This window comes from Clostridium sp. UBA5988 (genome assembly GCF_002435615.1).
In the GTDB taxonomy this organism is placed as follows: Bacteria; Bacillota; Clostridia; order Clostridiales; family Clostridiaceae; genus Clostridium_J; species Clostridium_J sulfidigenes.
In genome coordinates this window covers 14,596-30,528 of the sequence record NZ_DJBA01000077.1, presented here as the reverse complement: position 1 = coordinate 30,528, position 15,933 = coordinate 14,596, and the positions used below count along the sequence as shown (strand labels likewise).

Below are 15,933 nucleotides of genomic sequence, written 5' to 3'. Positions count from 1 at the left end.
CTCTAATTAATCTTAAATCTCCCTTATAAATGTTTTAATAATATTTTTTCTTTTATATCCACTTATATTATGATAAATATCTTCTCGCTTATAATCAGGTACTATAAAACTGCTATCAATATTCATCAATCTTGCTAAATGTATGTTAAACTCATAATGACTTACTGGTTTTTCGCATGCTATATTTATTGTTCCTTTAAAATGGCTATATATAAGTTCAATTATAGCCTCTGCTAGATCTTCTACATTAATAAAACTTGCATAGAAATTTGCGGTTCTTGAATAACTTCTACCCATTTTTGAAATTTCCAATAAAGACTTCATTCTAGTATCCATTCTTCCATCATAGTCATAACCATATATACTCCCTGGTCTTACAATTACATGATTAGAATGCCTTCCAACTATACTTTCCCCTTCAATTTTACCGTTAATATACTTTGAAAAATATTCATCGGGCATACGTTTATGAGGAATTATATCTTCAGTTTGATTCTTTCCTTTTCCAATTGTAGTAGAAATATAAATTAAACGTACATCTTTAGAGATATTAGTAACTATCTCATTTATACCTATTTTAGATAAGGACATCTCTTTTTCTACATCAATAATACTCCAAATAATTATATCAGGTTTAAGCGAAAGCAACTTCTCTATATCTAATTTATTCAATACATTGATTTGTAAAAGTTCATGATTCCCTAAGCTATAACAAGTTCCATAAATATCATCATTGCTACATTTCTTAAGCTTCTTATATATTGTATTTCCTAAATATCCACTTGCCCCTATAATTAATATTTTCATAGTTGTATTCCTACCTTAAAATACATATTAAAAACCACATTCCTCATTAACTATAAATAACTTCATCCTATTTTCATCCGCTTGTCCCTCAATTATTAAAAGCACATTACAAACCCTTTCTTTTGATGTACAATCTACACATCTATTTATTTCTACACAGGGTGGATTATAACCTGCTCTTTTTGCATTTAAAGGACATGCTATATTTCTAACTCTTTTTATTCCCTCTTCAACATTGTCTACAATTTTGTTTTTACCTACAACTACAATTACTTTATCTGGTCCAAAAGTAATTGCTGCTACCCTATTCCCACTATGATCCACATTGATAATTCTCCCATCAGTGGTCACAGCATTAGAACCGGTAATATACCAATCAGTTATAAGAGCTTTCTTTTTCAGCATTTTAGTTTCATCCTTAGTCTTTCCAAGTTCTTTATCATAAACTATATTTCCTCTGTCCATCAGTGATTCTACTATATTCATTTTCTGAAGGGTAGCTGAATGACCAATTCCAATGGTACATTCTTCATCTATAATTTTTAATATATGATTCTTAACTTCAGTTAAATCTTCAAAACATTCAACCTCTATATTTCTAATCCTAAAGTTTTCTTTTAACTTATTTATAGTATTTGTATCCATGATTATACCTCCATAATAATTTCATATAGAAAATACCGTATATACATTAATGAATAGTACGGTATTCTATAGATAAACATTTTAATTTTTTATTAAATACTCCTATGTTATAAGCTTCTATTCTTCAACAAATTTCACTAATTCTTCATTAAATTTTTCTTTCTGATCGTAAAATACTCCATGACCACTATATTTAAATGGTATAAGTTTTGAATTTCTAATGTGTTGATTTTGTATTTTAGCTAATTCAAATAATACAACTTTATCATGAATACCATGAAGAATTAATGTTGGAACTCTTATAGTCTCTAAATCAGAAAATAATTTTTCCTCACCTAGCCACGTGTTTGCAATAGCCGCTGTGGACCATCCTGCTGCTTGTAATCCAAGATTAAAGAACCACTGAGAAAATGGTTCAGATATATATTTAAAGAAAAATATATCTCCGAAATCTCTCAGCATTTTAGGCCTATCATTATATGTCCCATCAATAATTTTAACAACTTCTTCTCTATCCAATCCATATGGAAAGTTTTTACGCTTAATAAGACTAGGTGCTGCTGCAGATATAAGAACTAGCTTAGATACTCCATATCCTTTATGACGAGCCATATATCTAATAGCTATAGCTCCACCTGTTGAATGCCCTGCTAGAGTGAAGTCTCTAAGACTTAGTGCATCTACTACACATCTAACATCATCAGATAAACGATCATAATCATAACCATCATAAGGCTTATCAGAATCTCCAAAGCCTCTAGTATCTATTCCAATACATCTATACCCATACCTTGGAAGTTGGTCAAACTGATATTCAAATAAATTATGACTACCAGGCCAACCATGTAAAAATAGAATTGTTTTCTTTCCTTCTGGATTAAGATCCTCTACATAAACTTTCACATTTGGTTCAACTTTAATATAATATCCCACTCATTACCTCCATCAATGAAATAAGTATATTGATAGATTATTCACTAAGAAATATTTTGTGAGTACTTTCATGATGATTGTCCAATATATTATTGGGTGATATTATAGGAATATTAAAGTTACTTAGTTTTTTATTGCATTATAGAATTCTTTTAGATCTCGCTTTACTTCATCTGAAAGAGAATGCCATCTGATTCCTTGTATTGCTCCCTCTAAGGCACATAACCTATTGATACAAGCAGAAGCGTCTATGCCTTTAATATCTAACCATGCTTGTTTACTACCCATTTCTTTTAATTGTTCAACAGTTTTTATGCCGACTTCATTAAGTTGTTCTTCTAGTTTCTTACCTATATTAGGTAAGTCAGATAATTTACTCATAGTTTTCCTCCATATTAAATTATTTTTATTTTAAACCTATGCTTTTCTTCTTATAAAATAATTATCATACATCATCATTTTTCTATTTAGTGGAACATAATATTTTTTCTTTAATGACTCAATACGTTCAGTTGCATTTGGAATTGCTTTTGTAAGAATTTCCTCAACATTAAAGATTTCAAAAAAATTCTTATTTACGATTTCTAAAATATCATCTATATATTTTTGTTTTTCATATTTACTCTGCAAATCTATTCTCAATACTCCATAATGGTTAAACTCGTCTTCTGCTTCTCTTTTAAACATTTCAATAGTTCCAATTTTTTCATTTGTATCATTCAAAATTATCGTCCATCTCACAAAGTATTTATTCTCATAGGAAAAAGTCCAAAATTTAATTGCCTGCTCCATTCTTTCAACTGTTGTATAATAGAAATCATCACCATTACAGTTATCAGAATTAAACAATTTCATAGCCTTTTTATCTGAATAACACTTTAGCAATTCCTCTGCATCTTTAATTGTTGTCTGTTTTAATGTAGTCAAATCATTTTTTAATATAGGACACTGCTCATAAACATTCCTTATCATTTTAATCTCCCCTTAAGTTAGTGCTTTTACCTTAGCTTTATCCTTATCTATCTTGACTCTAACTCTCTGAAGATTATTTCATAGAACTTATCTTTACTATGAACTTCATTCCAAGGGTTATGTCCACACTCCTTTAATAATATGAATTTAAAATCCTTTATTGTTCTTGTCAGTGGCTTTTCAACACCTTCAAAAGAATGAGAATCATATTCACCATGTATAGCAATTACAGGACATTTTATATTCTTTCCATAATCCAAAAGTTTCCCATTGCTTCTTAATTTATTTATTTCTTTCATACAACTTTGAAAAACTTCTGGCTGGAAATCTAGAGATTCATTTTCAATAGAAATTGGACTAAAGGAATCTGCCTTTGCCATTAATTCTCCAAACTCACGCAATACTTCTTTTTTGTTTGGATTATTATGTTCATTTAATAATTGAAATAATGTCCCAACTCTTAAGTTTTCTTCTTCTGTAAGTCTGTTAGCTCTTTTGCTATGCATTGATGAAAGATAAATATCTTCATAGGATCCACTTCCTATAAGTATAACCTTACTTACTAACTCTGGATATTTCCATGCAAAAATATAGCTTAACCATGCTCCCCATGAATGACCAATTAGTGTTACTGGAAATTGTCCATTATTTTCAAGCAATTCTTTAAGTTCACTAACTTGTCCATCAATAGAATTTGATGATTGCATAGGTTCAAGAACTCCATATTTCATTGACAATTCTTTTGCTACTGGAGCCATTCCCCCTGGAGCACCAGGTCCTCCGTGAATAACTGCTATATTATATGGTTCACTTCCATATGTTCGTATATTAATCACATTAATTACTCCTTCTTATACTTAATAATCTAATACATTAAAAATTAGACCTTTTTGCAAGTAAATTTCAGCTATAATCTTTTAACCATTTATTTCTTTATTATACAAAACTTTTAAATCCATTACAAATATTCTCTATATACATTATTATAAAATTTAAAATTTAGTTTTTAATGAGTTTCATTGATTATAAAAATGTATTTAAAATTAAATATAGATATTATATCGTGGTAAATAATGGTATGATAAATATATAGCTATAATAGTGCACTTTAACTTGAATAATTTTACAGTTGAACAAAAAACAAATTACTATGCCACATTTAAATACTCTAAGACTTTTTCAAGAGTTTCACCATTTGTAGCAGCATTAAAAATGAAAATTACCTTTTCTTTTTCTAAGTTTTTCTGGGTTTCCTTGTATCCTGTATTAAAGTGCTGTGCTTCTCTAGAGTAAAGTTTACAGTAAGTATAGTTTAGTAAGATTATTAACAGAAATCTATTAATGCTTTTTTCACTTCTAACTTGGTAACCATTTAAGCCAAGGTAGGTTTTGCAATCTCTAAAGAAAAGCTCAATTGCCCAACGGTCAGTATATTGAGTTAATATATCTAGTGGCTTTAAATCAGTGTCTAAAGAAATAAATGCTTTTAATGAGCCATCTTCTTTAAGCGACTCCTTCGGATAACTTAATGTAATAGATATATTTTTCATGTCCTTAAGGTTACCAACGTAGTTGTAGATATAGTATTGCTGATTTTTAACGGTGACAAGGTTAAAATCTTCTACATCTATTGTTTTAGCAAAGTTATTAAGTTTAACTCCTAAGCTATTACAATTTGAAGGAAAAATAACTCTATTAGTTTTTAAAGCACCAATATAGGCGTAGCCTGCTAACGCAGATGCCTTAAATATGGCTTTGCAACTATACCAGCTATCACCTAAAACATAACCTTTATCTATTGGTTTTGGAAGAGATTTAATTAAACACTCAGCTAACTTTATTTTACTCATAGTATTTTTATCATAAATATCTATTGAGTAAGGTAGCACTAGCCCATCACAAGAAAGCAATGATACTACAATTTGATGACCATATACATTTTTACCTTTTAAGTGTGAGTTGTGAAATCCACATTTCTCAATAGGATTTACAGCCTTTGACGAGGGCTTAGTTTTTTCTGAAATGGTATCATCAATTATAAAGTATATTGGCTTTTTAGTAACTCTAGACTTCTCCCAAATAAGCTCTAAAACTAATGATTTTAATGAGCGTCTCACATGTTCTTCATTCCAAGCATTGCTTGATAAAAATCTAGTAATACTTGTTCTATGACGTTGAGATGTACTTGATGCTACATCCGAGACTTTACCGTTGTATCCCTTTGAAAGTGTTGCATTCATTATGTTTTCTAGATGACTAATCTGTGGTTTAGTTAAATATAGGTCTAGTTTTAGTTTTTCAAAAAAATTGTATAATGATAGTTCTTCTGATATAATTGATTTCTGAAACATTTATGCATGACTCCTTGTTGTCGTTTTTGTGTGAGAACTTAATTATAACAAGGATTTTTCATAAATGTTTTTTTATTTTATTCGCTTGTAAAATTATTCAAGTGTTTTTGCACTATTATAGATATAGATTATTAAATCCGATTAATGTAAATATTAAATGACAATTAGTAAAATTATAAAAGCACAGTTATATGGCAAATGAATTATTCTAACAAAGAAAGGAGCTAATATAATTATGAAAAATAGGAAAGCAATTATTTTGAAACCTCCTAGATAACATGTATTCATTAATATTAAACTTCCAAGAGGTCCTCCTTATATAATTTTATAAATCTATTTAGTAACTCTATTAAATTTTAGGAGGATAATATAATGAAAAAAATAGGAAAACTCATACTAAATAAAGAAAGTGAAAATCATAAAATTTTATGTATGGCTGATGGAATTTCGATTCGTAAGATGGAGGATAATCCTTTTGATTATATCTTAATGTCAAAATGGCTAAGTAATCCTGAAGTTCTTTTTTACTATGAAGGTAGAGATAATGCCTTTAGCATAGATAGAATAAAAGAAAAATACTCTCCAAGGATTTTAGGTAAAGAATCTGTTACTCCATGTATCATTGAACTTAATGAAAAACCCATTGGATATGTTCAATATTATTATGAAAGTGAAAAGAAAGACCTTGAGGTTGAAAACTATGATAATCCTTATGGAATTGATTTGTTCATAGGTGAGACAGAGTATCAAAACCAAGGAATTGGCACTAAAGCCATAAAGATTCTAACTAAATATTTATTTAGAGTAGAAAATGCTGATGTTATTCTCATAGATCCTCAAACTTGGAATAAACGTGCCATAAAATGTTATGAAAATTGTGGATTTAAAGCTATTAAAATCCTTGAAAAAAGAGAACTTCATGAAGGTCAGTATAGAGATAATCTGGTAATGCATCTAGTTAGAAGTTAGTAAAATTTCCAACAACTTATAATTTATAATAACTCTAAGAATTAATTAATCTTTTAGTAAAAGAAATAAAGGGAAGTCACAAAAGACAACGTGTTCCGTTTATAAGTGCAAAAGTTGCTAATCAAGTTAAAATCTCAACTAAAATCACAGGTCAAATCACAGAGTAAATCACATATAAAATAAAAAAATAATAATTTTATTATCTTTGTGAATATATATGTGATTTATACCTAAAAGAAAGGAGTTGCGGAGGTGAAGTATATAAAACCTAAAGTAAGAAAAAGGTTTCTTTGGAATTATCAACAAGAACACTTGCCATATTAGAACATTACTCTAAATACACTCAATATAGCCAAGAGGAAATACTGGATATGTTTTTATTAAACCTATTAGAAGATACTGATTTTATATAATGAGTTAATAATCAAAGATACAATAAGAAAATACTTGCTTAATTGTATGATACTATTAGTGATTCTGAGTTGAAAGATAATGAAACTAAAGAGATTGTTAGATAAAACTGTTAGTAAAGCAAAAGTTATTCCACCTATTACTCAAGAGGAAGTTAATCAGAGGAAAATAGACTATACCGATTTATCAAAGATAGAGTTTTCGAGAAAATATAGATACCTTCTATATACCCCCAGTAGAATTAGTTGTTGATAAAAAGTCTTATAACATTTTAAACTAACTTTTGTGCTAATCCTTTTTTTAAATGGTATGGAAAAGAGCAATTCAAGTATAAGAACCTAAATGGGAATGCTTCTCGATATATGATTACAGGAAAGAATTTCAAACTAATAAAATGTAATGATATTAACGATGATACTATTGATAAGACTGTAATAAGAAGTTATACAGCTCCTTATTCAAATTGGGCAATGGCAGAATAAATTAAAAGGTTAATAGATATTAACACTACAGTTCCCATTTAGCCAGATTTATATATTCTATAAAGAAGATTCTTCTGAAAAAGATTTAAATCCGTTTGATAATCCTAATAGTTTTTATAGACGTGGTAAAAGTTCAAGCAACTCTCAAAAGTATCAGTGTAAATTATGCAAGAAAATTGCAAATGTCTTACCAGAGCAGAAAGAATGTTTTACTTATTATGAGAAGAAGAAAGAATATCAATATTATAAAGACCATTATCGGGGGGGGGGCAGAGTAGAAGGTAAAAGTTATATATATGCTAACTTTAATCCTAAATATGCTCAATATATGAATAACTATTCTAAGAACATATTTAAACTTCTATGAGACTTGGGATAGCAAAAAAGAAATATAAAATAGAGGATATATTATATTTAAAGTAATTAAATATCAATAAATAAAGTTTAAATGACTGGCTATTAATAGTCGGTCATTTAAACTTTATTTTAATTAATACCAATATACTGAAATCAAGTTTAATATTATGCTAAGTCTAATTATCGACATCATCTTCATTTAGTTTATTATCAATAACTTGTTGCTTTTTCTTATTTATAGTTATCATTGCTGAACGAAATATAAATAAGAAAAGAACAAAACTAACAAAATATAATGCTAAATTTTTTATATCATATTGACCGCTTAATATTGCAAGTAAAATTACGGAAGCAATCCCTGTTATAACTGTGTTTAATAATAATTTTTTCTTACTCTCACCATTGGGATTCCAGATGTCAATACCGTTTTTAAAATGGCGAATTGAAATAAATAACCCACCTGCTATTAATGCAAAAAATTCAACTGCATATTGAGCGAATGGAGCATTCATAAAAAATTGCTGTACAATAATAGAAATCATCAATCCAGTCACCAGCCATCCGTATGCCTCGCTTTGGATTTTTCTTCTCTCCAAAAGTATTCTTTCATCTTGAATTTTATTATTCTTCATCTAATCCCTCCCAAAATAAATCATTTAATGTTTTGTTTAGTGTTTTACAGATTGCTATACAAAGGTTTAGTGTAGGGTTATAATCACCAGATTCAATAAGCCCTATAGTCTGCCTTGTTACGCCAACTGCTTTAGCCAAATCATCTTGTTTCATATCGCATTCAATACGAGCGATTTTCATCCGTTTATTTTTCATATAGCACCTCCTTATATTATATAGCCTTATATTATATAGTATATAGTATAAATTGCTAAATGTAAAATATATATTGCATTATGAATAAAATAATAGTCAAATAATATTTAAAAACTCAATAGTAACACAAGATAATATTTAAAACCTATAAAGAATATATACATACTTTTACTTACAAATTCCTTTTCATTATATATATAATGAAAAAAGTTCTAAGTCATTTATTTAACTTAGAACTTTAGTTATTTATTAAGTGATTTTGTATGATATTTTTATTGTGATTTCTTATGAGAATTTATAACTTTGCACCTCAAAACGGAACCCGTTGCACAAAAGACTTCACTTTAAGAAAATATACCTAACTGTCTTTTAAAAATCTAGCTAGTAACAATGTATTTTTATATTCCCCTTCGATTTTTATGTTTTTATTTTTTCTTCCCTCTTCAATAAATCCGAACTTTTTATAAAGTGCTATAGCAGGTGTATTTTCTTCAAAAACCTCTAATTCAATTTTCTCAACTTGATTTTCTTTGCACCACTTTATAACCTCTTCCATTAACAAAGTTCCTATTTTTAACCCACTGTATTCCCTTAAAATTGTTATACCAAAATCTGCAACATGACTTGTCCTTTTAGTGTTACCCCTCTGTAATGTGGTAGAACCTACTATTTTCTCATTTACTTCTGCTATTAAAAATAAAGATGTATTTTTAATATATTCTGCCTCGTCTTCAGCTGTTAAGTCAAATTCGTCTGGCTCTTTAGGAAAGAAACTTACCTCGCCCATTACTTGTTTCACCAACATTACAATTTCATTAGAATCTTCAACTGTTGCTTTTCTAATTATAAGTTCATTGTGATTTTTTTTCTTCATCATAATTATAACACCTTTCTATAATTTCAAATATCTTTCAATTTACTACTTGTATTATATTTTCCAATTTCAATCAAAAATTGATAACTGAGTATGGCATCCTTGATTTAACTTTTCTTTCATCGGTTTGGAGTAACTACTTGATAAACCATATTTTTCTCTCAAAGCATTTACTGTTTTATATAAATTATTTTTATATTCCTTATTTGCTCCACCAGTTTTATATAATAATAGTAAGTCATCATATATCTTTGGAAATTCTTTCTTTATGAAATCTAAAAATACTTTTCTTGTACTACCTCTTAAATAAAGAGTTCCTGGTAGAACGTAATCCACATCACATTCTTTAGCATGAAAATATAGAGAATTTATATTTTCAAAAGTATCTGTTATATATGGAATAATAGGCATAAAATGAAGTCCAGTAGATGCATTGGTTTTACTAAATTCCTTTAACATTGCAAATCGTTTTAAAGATTCTACTCCATTTGGTTCAATTAATTTTCGTATATTTTCATCCATAGATGTAATTGTAGCTGCTATATTTACATAGGTAATCCTAGAAAGATCATCTATTAAATCATAATCTCTTAAAATTAAATCTGACTTAGTTGAAATAATGCATGGTGTTTTATACTTTATCATAAGTCTTAATATATCCGGCATTAGTTTATACTGTTCTTCTACTTGTTGATAGCTATCTGTTACCCCTCCAATATTAACAACTTCCCTTTTCCACGAAGGACTACTCAGTTGTTTTTCCAATTGTTCAACCACATTAGTTTTTACATATATGTCTTCAAAATATTTATCTGAATCTAAATATTGATGTGAATACATAGCATAACAATATTTACAACCATGTTCACAACCTCGATATATGTTTAAATCCCAAGCAAAGGGTATTTTTCTTTTTAATTTATTACACGCTACATCACAAGTAATTTCTCTAATCTTTGCCATTTATTCACCTCCAATATAACAATGATAAGGAATATAAAAACTAATTATTTTATTTTTTACTTATAGGTAATATTTTACCATACATATGTATATTAAACATATCTTTAAGAAAAAAAATTATTTTTATCCATGAATAAGTTTCTATATTTTCACTTATGTAATCATTTACTATAGGCTGAAATTAGGTTAATATTATTATATAAACATCTTTTATAAAAAATTTAATGTGCCTTGAACTTAACTATTATCTATTACTTAATGAAGGGGTTGTTTGAGATGAATAAAGATTTTTTCAAGAAGAATAGGCTAAAGTTATCAATGGAATTAGCTAATGGATCCATATTAATAATGCTTGCTGGAAAAGCACCGAAGAAATCAAATGACTATAATTATAAGTTCACACCAAATAGAAATTTCTATTACCTGTGTGGAGTTGATGAAGAGCATATAAATCTTGTAGTTATTAAAGATAGAAATGGGAATATAGAAGAAAGACTTTATATCAGAAAATTTGATGAAAAAAGAGCTAAGTGGGTAGGTAAGAGTATTAATGTTGAGGATGCTAAAAAAATATCTGGAATAAATGATATTAGATTTATAGATGACTTTAAAACAGATTTAAATAGTTTAATATCAACTAAAAATTTAGTCCATATATATTTAGATTTAGAAAAAGATGCCTATGAAGATGATTTAACTACTAATGGTTGCTTTGCCAAAGATTTAAAGGAAAGATACTCTCAGGTATTTATACACAACGTATATCCTAAGTTATCTATTCTAAGAATGTGCAAAGAAAAAGAGGAAATTAAAGAAATTAAATCTGCTATAGAGAAAACTAAATTAGGAATAGAAGCGATGATGAAAAATGCTAAACCTAATATTATGGAATATCAACTTGAGTCCTATTTCGATTTTTCATTAAAAAACAATGGTGTGAAAGATTTTGCCTTTCCAAGTATAATTGCCAGTGGAAAAAATGGAACAATTCTTCACTATGAACAGAATAATTGTGAAATTGATGATAACTCTTTGGTTTTATGTGATGTAGGTGCAGCATGGAATTATTATCATGGAGATATAACTAGAACTTTCCCTGTTAACGGTAAGTTTACTGAAAGACAAAAGCAAATATATAATATAGTATTAAATGCTGAACTTGAAACTATAAAAGCTCTTAAACCAGGTCATACTTTTCAGTCAATAAATGAGGTTACAAAAAAAGCTTTAACAGAAGGATTGATTGACCTTGGTATAATAAAAGATGAAAGTGAATTGTCTAATTATTACTATCATCAAGTAAGTCATCATTTAGGACTAGATACCCATGATGTAGAAGATTATGATACTCCTTTTGAGGAAGGCATGGTAATTACAGTAGAACCTGGCCTATATTTATCCCAAGAAGGCATAGGAATAAGAATTGAGGATGATGTAGTTATAACTAAAAATGGATGTAAAGTCTTGTCTGATGAGATTATAAAAACTGTTGAAGAAATCGAAGAATTTATGAAGAAATGTCAAAAACAAAAAATTTATTAATCATTTAAAATATAAAGGAGAGTAAGTAAGTTTGTGTAAACACAAATTTATTTCTCTCCTTTTTTAATATATAAACTTTTATTTAATAAGTGCATCTCCAAAGAGAGAATTGAAGGTCTCATTTGCTATTTTTGTAAAGTTTTCAGGTGTAGAATATTTATTTTCTATATTAAGATTTTCCCATGTAGCAGTCCAGATTAGATATTTATCTAGGGGTAACATGCTCTTTACCTTTAGATGACAACCATCACGAACTAATAATCCATCTTTAGCTATTTTTTCAATATCAAAATATAACCTTGCACCTGTTTTATATTTCATTTTCTCATCCATAATAATTTTATTATTTTCCTTGGATAATACAACGACTTCACTTGAAACATTCCCATTAGAAAACATAATATAATCACTATAGTCCTTTGGATCACCAAGAAGCTCACCTATAGGCTTGTCCTTGTAATTACTGCCTTCTTTTTTTAGTATATTCCACGACTTTAAACATCCATCGGTTTTAATTTTTTCCCAATTTTCCATTGTGGTACTATGAATAAGAACCCTAGGTTCATTTCCCCTTAAAAAAGCTTCATTATAATGATGATTCTCATATGCTTCCTTTGCTTTAATTAAGTCTTCCTCATTTACCGACAAAATCATATTTTTACAATAGCTATTTTCATATTCTATAAAATCCATAAGATTAAATTCCCATTGCTTACACTTTTTACTTACCTTTAAAGTATATACAGATGAATTTCCTCTTCCATTGGTTATTTCATAATTCTTAGAATTAGTTAAGCAAAATATAATCCAATCATCAGTATATCTTTCATCTGTAAATGGATTTATATGTTTCGGTTCAAATCCAGGTTCTGTAATGTATATCAAAAGCCTTCCTCCGTTCTTTAGATAATTGTTACCACTATTAAAACTAAATTATAATTATTCTGTTTTTAATATTTCTATTATAGCATATTTTCTAAATATTCATTATTATTTTTTATTTAATTTAATTATTAATATCTATGGCTTTAATATACTTAACATTATTCCTTTATTAAATTATATTCTCAACTTCAATAAATCCAAATTTTTTATATAGATCATAGGCAGGTTTATTGTCTATATGTACATCTATAATAATATCTTCTATATCCTTTTTATGCATATCATTTACACAGGTAGCTAATAGTGTAGAAGCAACTCCTTTATTTCTATGATCTGGTGCAACATGCAGTGAATAAATATGCATCTCATTCACACTTCCAGGTAAGCTATTAAAATACCTATCACTTCATCCTTACATTGTGCAGTTATAATATATCGTTTTGAAAAATCTCCTAAAATATTATTCCTAAGATTTTCAATAAACTTATCTGGTTTTTTACCAGAAAGGTCAGGGTCTAAGGTTCCCTCTATAAACATTGATAGATAAGTATTTAATTTACTTTTTAACTCTTCTCCTTCTAAAACTAGCTCACTGATTTTAAATTGAAACGGTTTTTCTATTTGGTTAATCAACCTCTTTCTAAGTTGTATGCTCATTTACTTATCCTCCTTTATAAATAATTAGTACAAGATATCAAACTCAAAAATTTTATAACCTACATACAAATATATTTCACTTAAAAATACATAAATTTTATAGTAATAATAAGCGCTGGTAGGGTTAAAACTACAATACCAACATTTATAATTAGGGCAGCGATTGTTAAAAATAAATCCACTTTAGGAACACATATATTACTAATCTCTCTTTCTCTTAGTGATTTTGAACTTAAAATGCTATATATCATTCCAATAATACTAATTACTAAAATTAATGATATGGTGATTAGTAAAAATAACTCATTATCTTTAGGTGGATAAAATATATCCATGATCATAAATATAAAATATATAACTGCACTAATCCCAATAGATATAAAGGAATATAAATTAAGTTTCGTATGTGATTTTATTTTCATTTTAACTCCCCCAATGCTACACAATATTTAATAAGCACAACCTTTTTTACCATATTATAACATATGTTCAAATTAAAAGCTAATTATCTCCATGAATATCATTTTTTATTAGCATAATGGAGTATCAGCTTCAAAGCCCATCTACTCTTCCTATAACTTCTACTCTCCTATTTCGTCCAAATGCCCTGTATCATTAATGCATTTCACAGCTATCTTATTACTTATCTCATCACATTTAACAATACTTATACTGCAATTATAAAATTCCATGTTAAATCTTTTAAAAATCATTATTACAAACTACACCATTAAAAATAATATGGATTATAAAGAAACTTTCTAGGAAACCAATGGTCTAATATTATTTTAAACTTTGAATCTAATAGTATAATCCACTCCTTAAATTCAAGCTCTTCTACAGAATATACACCATACAATAGTGCGGTAAGCCCTTTTATATCCATCTTTACATGTGGTTTTCCACTCTCATATTTACTCATTTTTAGTTTCTTATCCACAGCTTCTAACTTATAAATACCATTATTCCACTGACAATGTTCATCATATAATTCTAAAATAATGTGACCTTCTAAATTTACATTAATATCATTCATTGCTTCTACTGCATCTATAATTCTTACCATCCATGGATTATTGTTAATCTTTACTTCAAAAGGCCTCATTGGATCATTCAACCATGTCCAAAAATTAGTACCATATGGAACTCTTAATTCTATATGTGAAAATTGGTCTTTATGCTTTGCAAAATATCTGAATAACATCACTCTGCTTTCTATGTCTTTCCAATACATTTCTGCCACAAAAATTTTTCCATTTTCTCCTGATCCTATTTTAATATACTTTGCTGCTGCCATAGTTTTATTATTTTTCTTTATAAATACTACAATTACATCACCATGATCTTCTATCCAATACTCCTTGGACATATTATTGAGAAAAACAAGTCCATGATGCTCCAACAAATCAAGTTCAAATTTAAATGCTTCAAATTCCTCTTGCACCTCAATAGCTCTTACTCTTTTATCTTCCCATTCACCATTTATTTTTGATATATCTTTTAAATAATGAAAAAATCCATCTAAAGAAATTTTAATTAGCAAATTGTCATTTGTACCCACATACCCAAAAGAATTATAAAAACTTTCTTTAAAAGGATGTAATAAACTAACAGATTGATTTTTTTCTTTCATATCTAAAAATGCTGCTTTTGTTAAGTCCTTTACATATCCCTTCAAACGATATTCAGGAAAAGTAGCCACATGGGAAACCCCTCCCATCTTCTTAATTACACCTCTCACTGACTGATTAAATGTATAGTTCCTTATCATAGCTACTAGTTTCTCCTCATCAAACATTCCTAATATTTCATCAGGAGTATAAAATGATAATTCATCCTTTGCTGGTTTACTATCAGTCCACTGACGGCCTGTACAATATACGTGTAGCTCCCTTACTTGCTCAATATTCTCAGCTTTAATTTTTTTAATTTTCATAGGCATATTCTCCTATATATTTCTTTAGAGATTGCTCCATTCTACTTTTCATTGATAATATGTCTGTTAAGAATACATCCACCAAAAGTTTATCCTCCATCTGATATTCTTGTTTTGTAACTTGTCCACAAAATTTGTGATAAAACTGATTTGATGCTGCATAATGATGGTTATAGACAACAATCTTTTCCATACCCATAACCATGTAGAAATCCAATGTGTAAATAATCATCATGAGAGAAATCCCCCTATTTCGCTGGTCAGGATATACCCAAAGCCCATTTGATTCCTTTAATTGTCTAATTTCAATCATTGATTCAT

20 protein-coding genes are annotated in these 15,933 nt (G+C 28.2%); 2 read left to right on the top strand and 18 right to left on the bottom strand.

Annotated elements, in window-relative coordinates; genetic code table 11:
• Positions 1-12: 12 nt before the first annotated feature.
• From B3J31_RS16640 to B3J31_RS16610, 7 genes are all read right to left on the bottom strand, one after another.
• Positions 13-807, bottom strand: coding sequence for a sugar nucleotide-binding protein (locus B3J31_RS16640; protein WP_346867764.1), 795 nt, complete (start codon positions 805-807; stop codon positions 13-15).
• Positions 808-834: 27 nt separating this feature from the next.
• A complete protein-coding gene (locus tag B3J31_RS16635; RefSeq protein ID WP_346867765.1) occupies positions 835-1,452 on the bottom strand; it encodes a lactate utilization protein in 618 nt (205 codons plus the stop codon).
• Positions 1,453-1,569: 117 nt separating this feature from the next.
• A complete protein-coding gene (locus tag B3J31_RS16630) occupies positions 1,570-2,385 on the bottom strand; it encodes an alpha/beta hydrolase (RefSeq protein WP_346867766.1) in 816 nt (271 codons plus the stop codon).
• A gap of 123 nt (positions 2,386-2,508) precedes the next feature.
• A complete protein-coding gene (locus B3J31_RS16625) occupies positions 2,509-2,766 on the bottom strand; it encodes a TfoX/Sxy family protein (protein ID WP_346867767.1) in 258 nt (85 codons plus the stop codon).
• 36 nt (positions 2,767-2,802) lie between these two features.
• Complete coding sequence (locus B3J31_RS16620; protein ID WP_346867768.1) at positions 2,803-3,357, bottom strand: GNAT family N-acetyltransferase; 555 nt, start codon at positions 3,355-3,357, stop codon at positions 2,803-2,805.
• Between the two features lie 47 nt (positions 3,358-3,404).
• Entirely contained in the window at positions 3,405-4,193 is a 789-nt protein-coding gene (locus B3J31_RS16615) for an alpha/beta hydrolase (RefSeq protein WP_346867769.1), read from the bottom strand.
• A gap of 312 nt (positions 4,194-4,505) precedes the next feature.
• Positions 4,506-5,708 carry an IS701 family transposase gene (locus B3J31_RS16610; protein ID WP_346867770.1) on the bottom strand — a complete coding sequence of 401 codons (1,203 nt, stop codon included), beginning with the start codon at positions 5,706-5,708 and terminating at the stop codon, positions 4,506-4,508.
• 372 nt (positions 5,709-6,080) lie between these two features.
• Between B3J31_RS16610 and B3J31_RS16605 the strand changes: the two genes are divergently transcribed.
• The gene (locus tag B3J31_RS16605; RefSeq protein ID WP_346867771.1) at positions 6,081-6,677 is read left to right on the top strand and encodes a GNAT family N-acetyltransferase; all 597 of its coding nucleotides are present in this window, start codon (positions 6,081-6,083) and stop codon (positions 6,675-6,677) included.
• Positions 6,678-8,103: 1,426 nt separating this feature from the next.
• Here the strand turns inward: B3J31_RS16605 and B3J31_RS16600 are convergent.
• From B3J31_RS16600 to B3J31_RS16585, 4 genes are all read right to left on the bottom strand, one after another.
• Entirely contained in the window at positions 8,104-8,559 is a 456-nt protein-coding gene (locus B3J31_RS16600; protein WP_346867772.1) for a DUF6773 family protein, read from the bottom strand.
• Positions 8,549-8,755 carry a helix-turn-helix transcriptional regulator gene (locus B3J31_RS16595; protein WP_346867773.1) on the bottom strand — a complete coding sequence of 69 codons (207 nt, stop codon included), beginning with the start codon at positions 8,753-8,755 and terminating at the stop codon, positions 8,549-8,551. Before B3J31_RS16595 ends, B3J31_RS16600 begins: the two co-directional genes overlap by 11 nt.
• Before the next feature lie 358 nt (positions 8,756-9,113).
• The gene (locus B3J31_RS16590; RefSeq protein WP_346867774.1) at positions 9,114-9,632 is read right to left on the bottom strand and encodes a GNAT family N-acetyltransferase; all 519 of its coding nucleotides are present in this window, start codon (positions 9,630-9,632) and stop codon (positions 9,114-9,116) included.
• A 66-nt stretch (positions 9,633-9,698) separates the two neighbouring features.
• Positions 9,699-10,592, bottom strand: a complete 894-nt coding sequence (locus B3J31_RS16585; protein WP_346867775.1) for an SPL family radical SAM protein — start codon at positions 10,590-10,592, stop codon at positions 9,699-9,701.
• A gap of 276 nt (positions 10,593-10,868) precedes the next feature.
• Here B3J31_RS16585 and B3J31_RS16580 point away from each other — a divergent pair, with 276 nt between their 5' ends.
• Positions 10,869-12,134: an aminopeptidase P family protein gene (locus B3J31_RS16580; protein WP_346867776.1), complete on the top strand. Its 1,266-nt coding sequence runs from the start codon at positions 10,869-10,871 to the stop codon at positions 12,132-12,134.
• Between the two features lie 78 nt (positions 12,135-12,212).
• Here the strand turns inward: B3J31_RS16580 and B3J31_RS16575 are convergent, their stop codons facing one another.
• The 7 genes from B3J31_RS16575 to B3J31_RS16545 form a co-directional block, all read right to left on the bottom strand.
• Entirely contained in the window at positions 12,213-13,019 is an 807-nt protein-coding gene (locus tag B3J31_RS16575; RefSeq protein ID WP_346867777.1) for a hypothetical protein, read from the bottom strand.
• 169 nt (positions 13,020-13,188) lie between these two features.
• Entirely contained in the window at positions 13,189-13,383 is a 195-nt protein-coding gene (locus B3J31_RS16570; RefSeq protein ID WP_346867778.1) for a GNAT family N-acetyltransferase, read from the bottom strand.
• A 5-nt stretch (positions 13,384-13,388) separates the two neighbouring features.
• On the bottom strand, positions 13,389-13,676 hold the full coding sequence (locus B3J31_RS16565; RefSeq protein WP_346867779.1) for a hypothetical protein: 288 nt from the start codon (positions 13,674-13,676) through the stop codon (positions 13,389-13,391).
• A gap of 80 nt (positions 13,677-13,756) precedes the next feature.
• Positions 13,757-14,098, bottom strand: coding sequence for a hypothetical protein (locus B3J31_RS16560; protein WP_346867780.1), 342 nt, complete (start codon positions 14,096-14,098; stop codon positions 13,757-13,759).
• Positions 14,099-14,257: 159 nt separating this feature from the next.
• Positions 14,258-14,389 (bottom strand): hypothetical protein, encoded by a 132-nt coding sequence (locus B3J31_RS16555; protein WP_278245231.1) that lies wholly within the window; start codon positions 14,387-14,389, stop codon positions 14,258-14,260.
• A gap of 17 nt (positions 14,390-14,406) precedes the next feature.
• Complete coding sequence (locus tag B3J31_RS16550) at positions 14,407-15,612, bottom strand: GNAT family N-acetyltransferase (RefSeq protein WP_346867781.1); 1,206 nt, start codon at positions 15,610-15,612, stop codon at positions 14,407-14,409.
• A complete protein-coding gene (locus B3J31_RS16545; protein ID WP_346867782.1) occupies positions 15,602-15,925 on the bottom strand; it encodes a hypothetical protein in 324 nt (107 codons plus the stop codon). The genes B3J31_RS16550 and B3J31_RS16545 overlap by 11 nt, the downstream gene beginning before the upstream one ends.
• Positions 15,926-15,933: the final 8 nt, after the last annotated feature.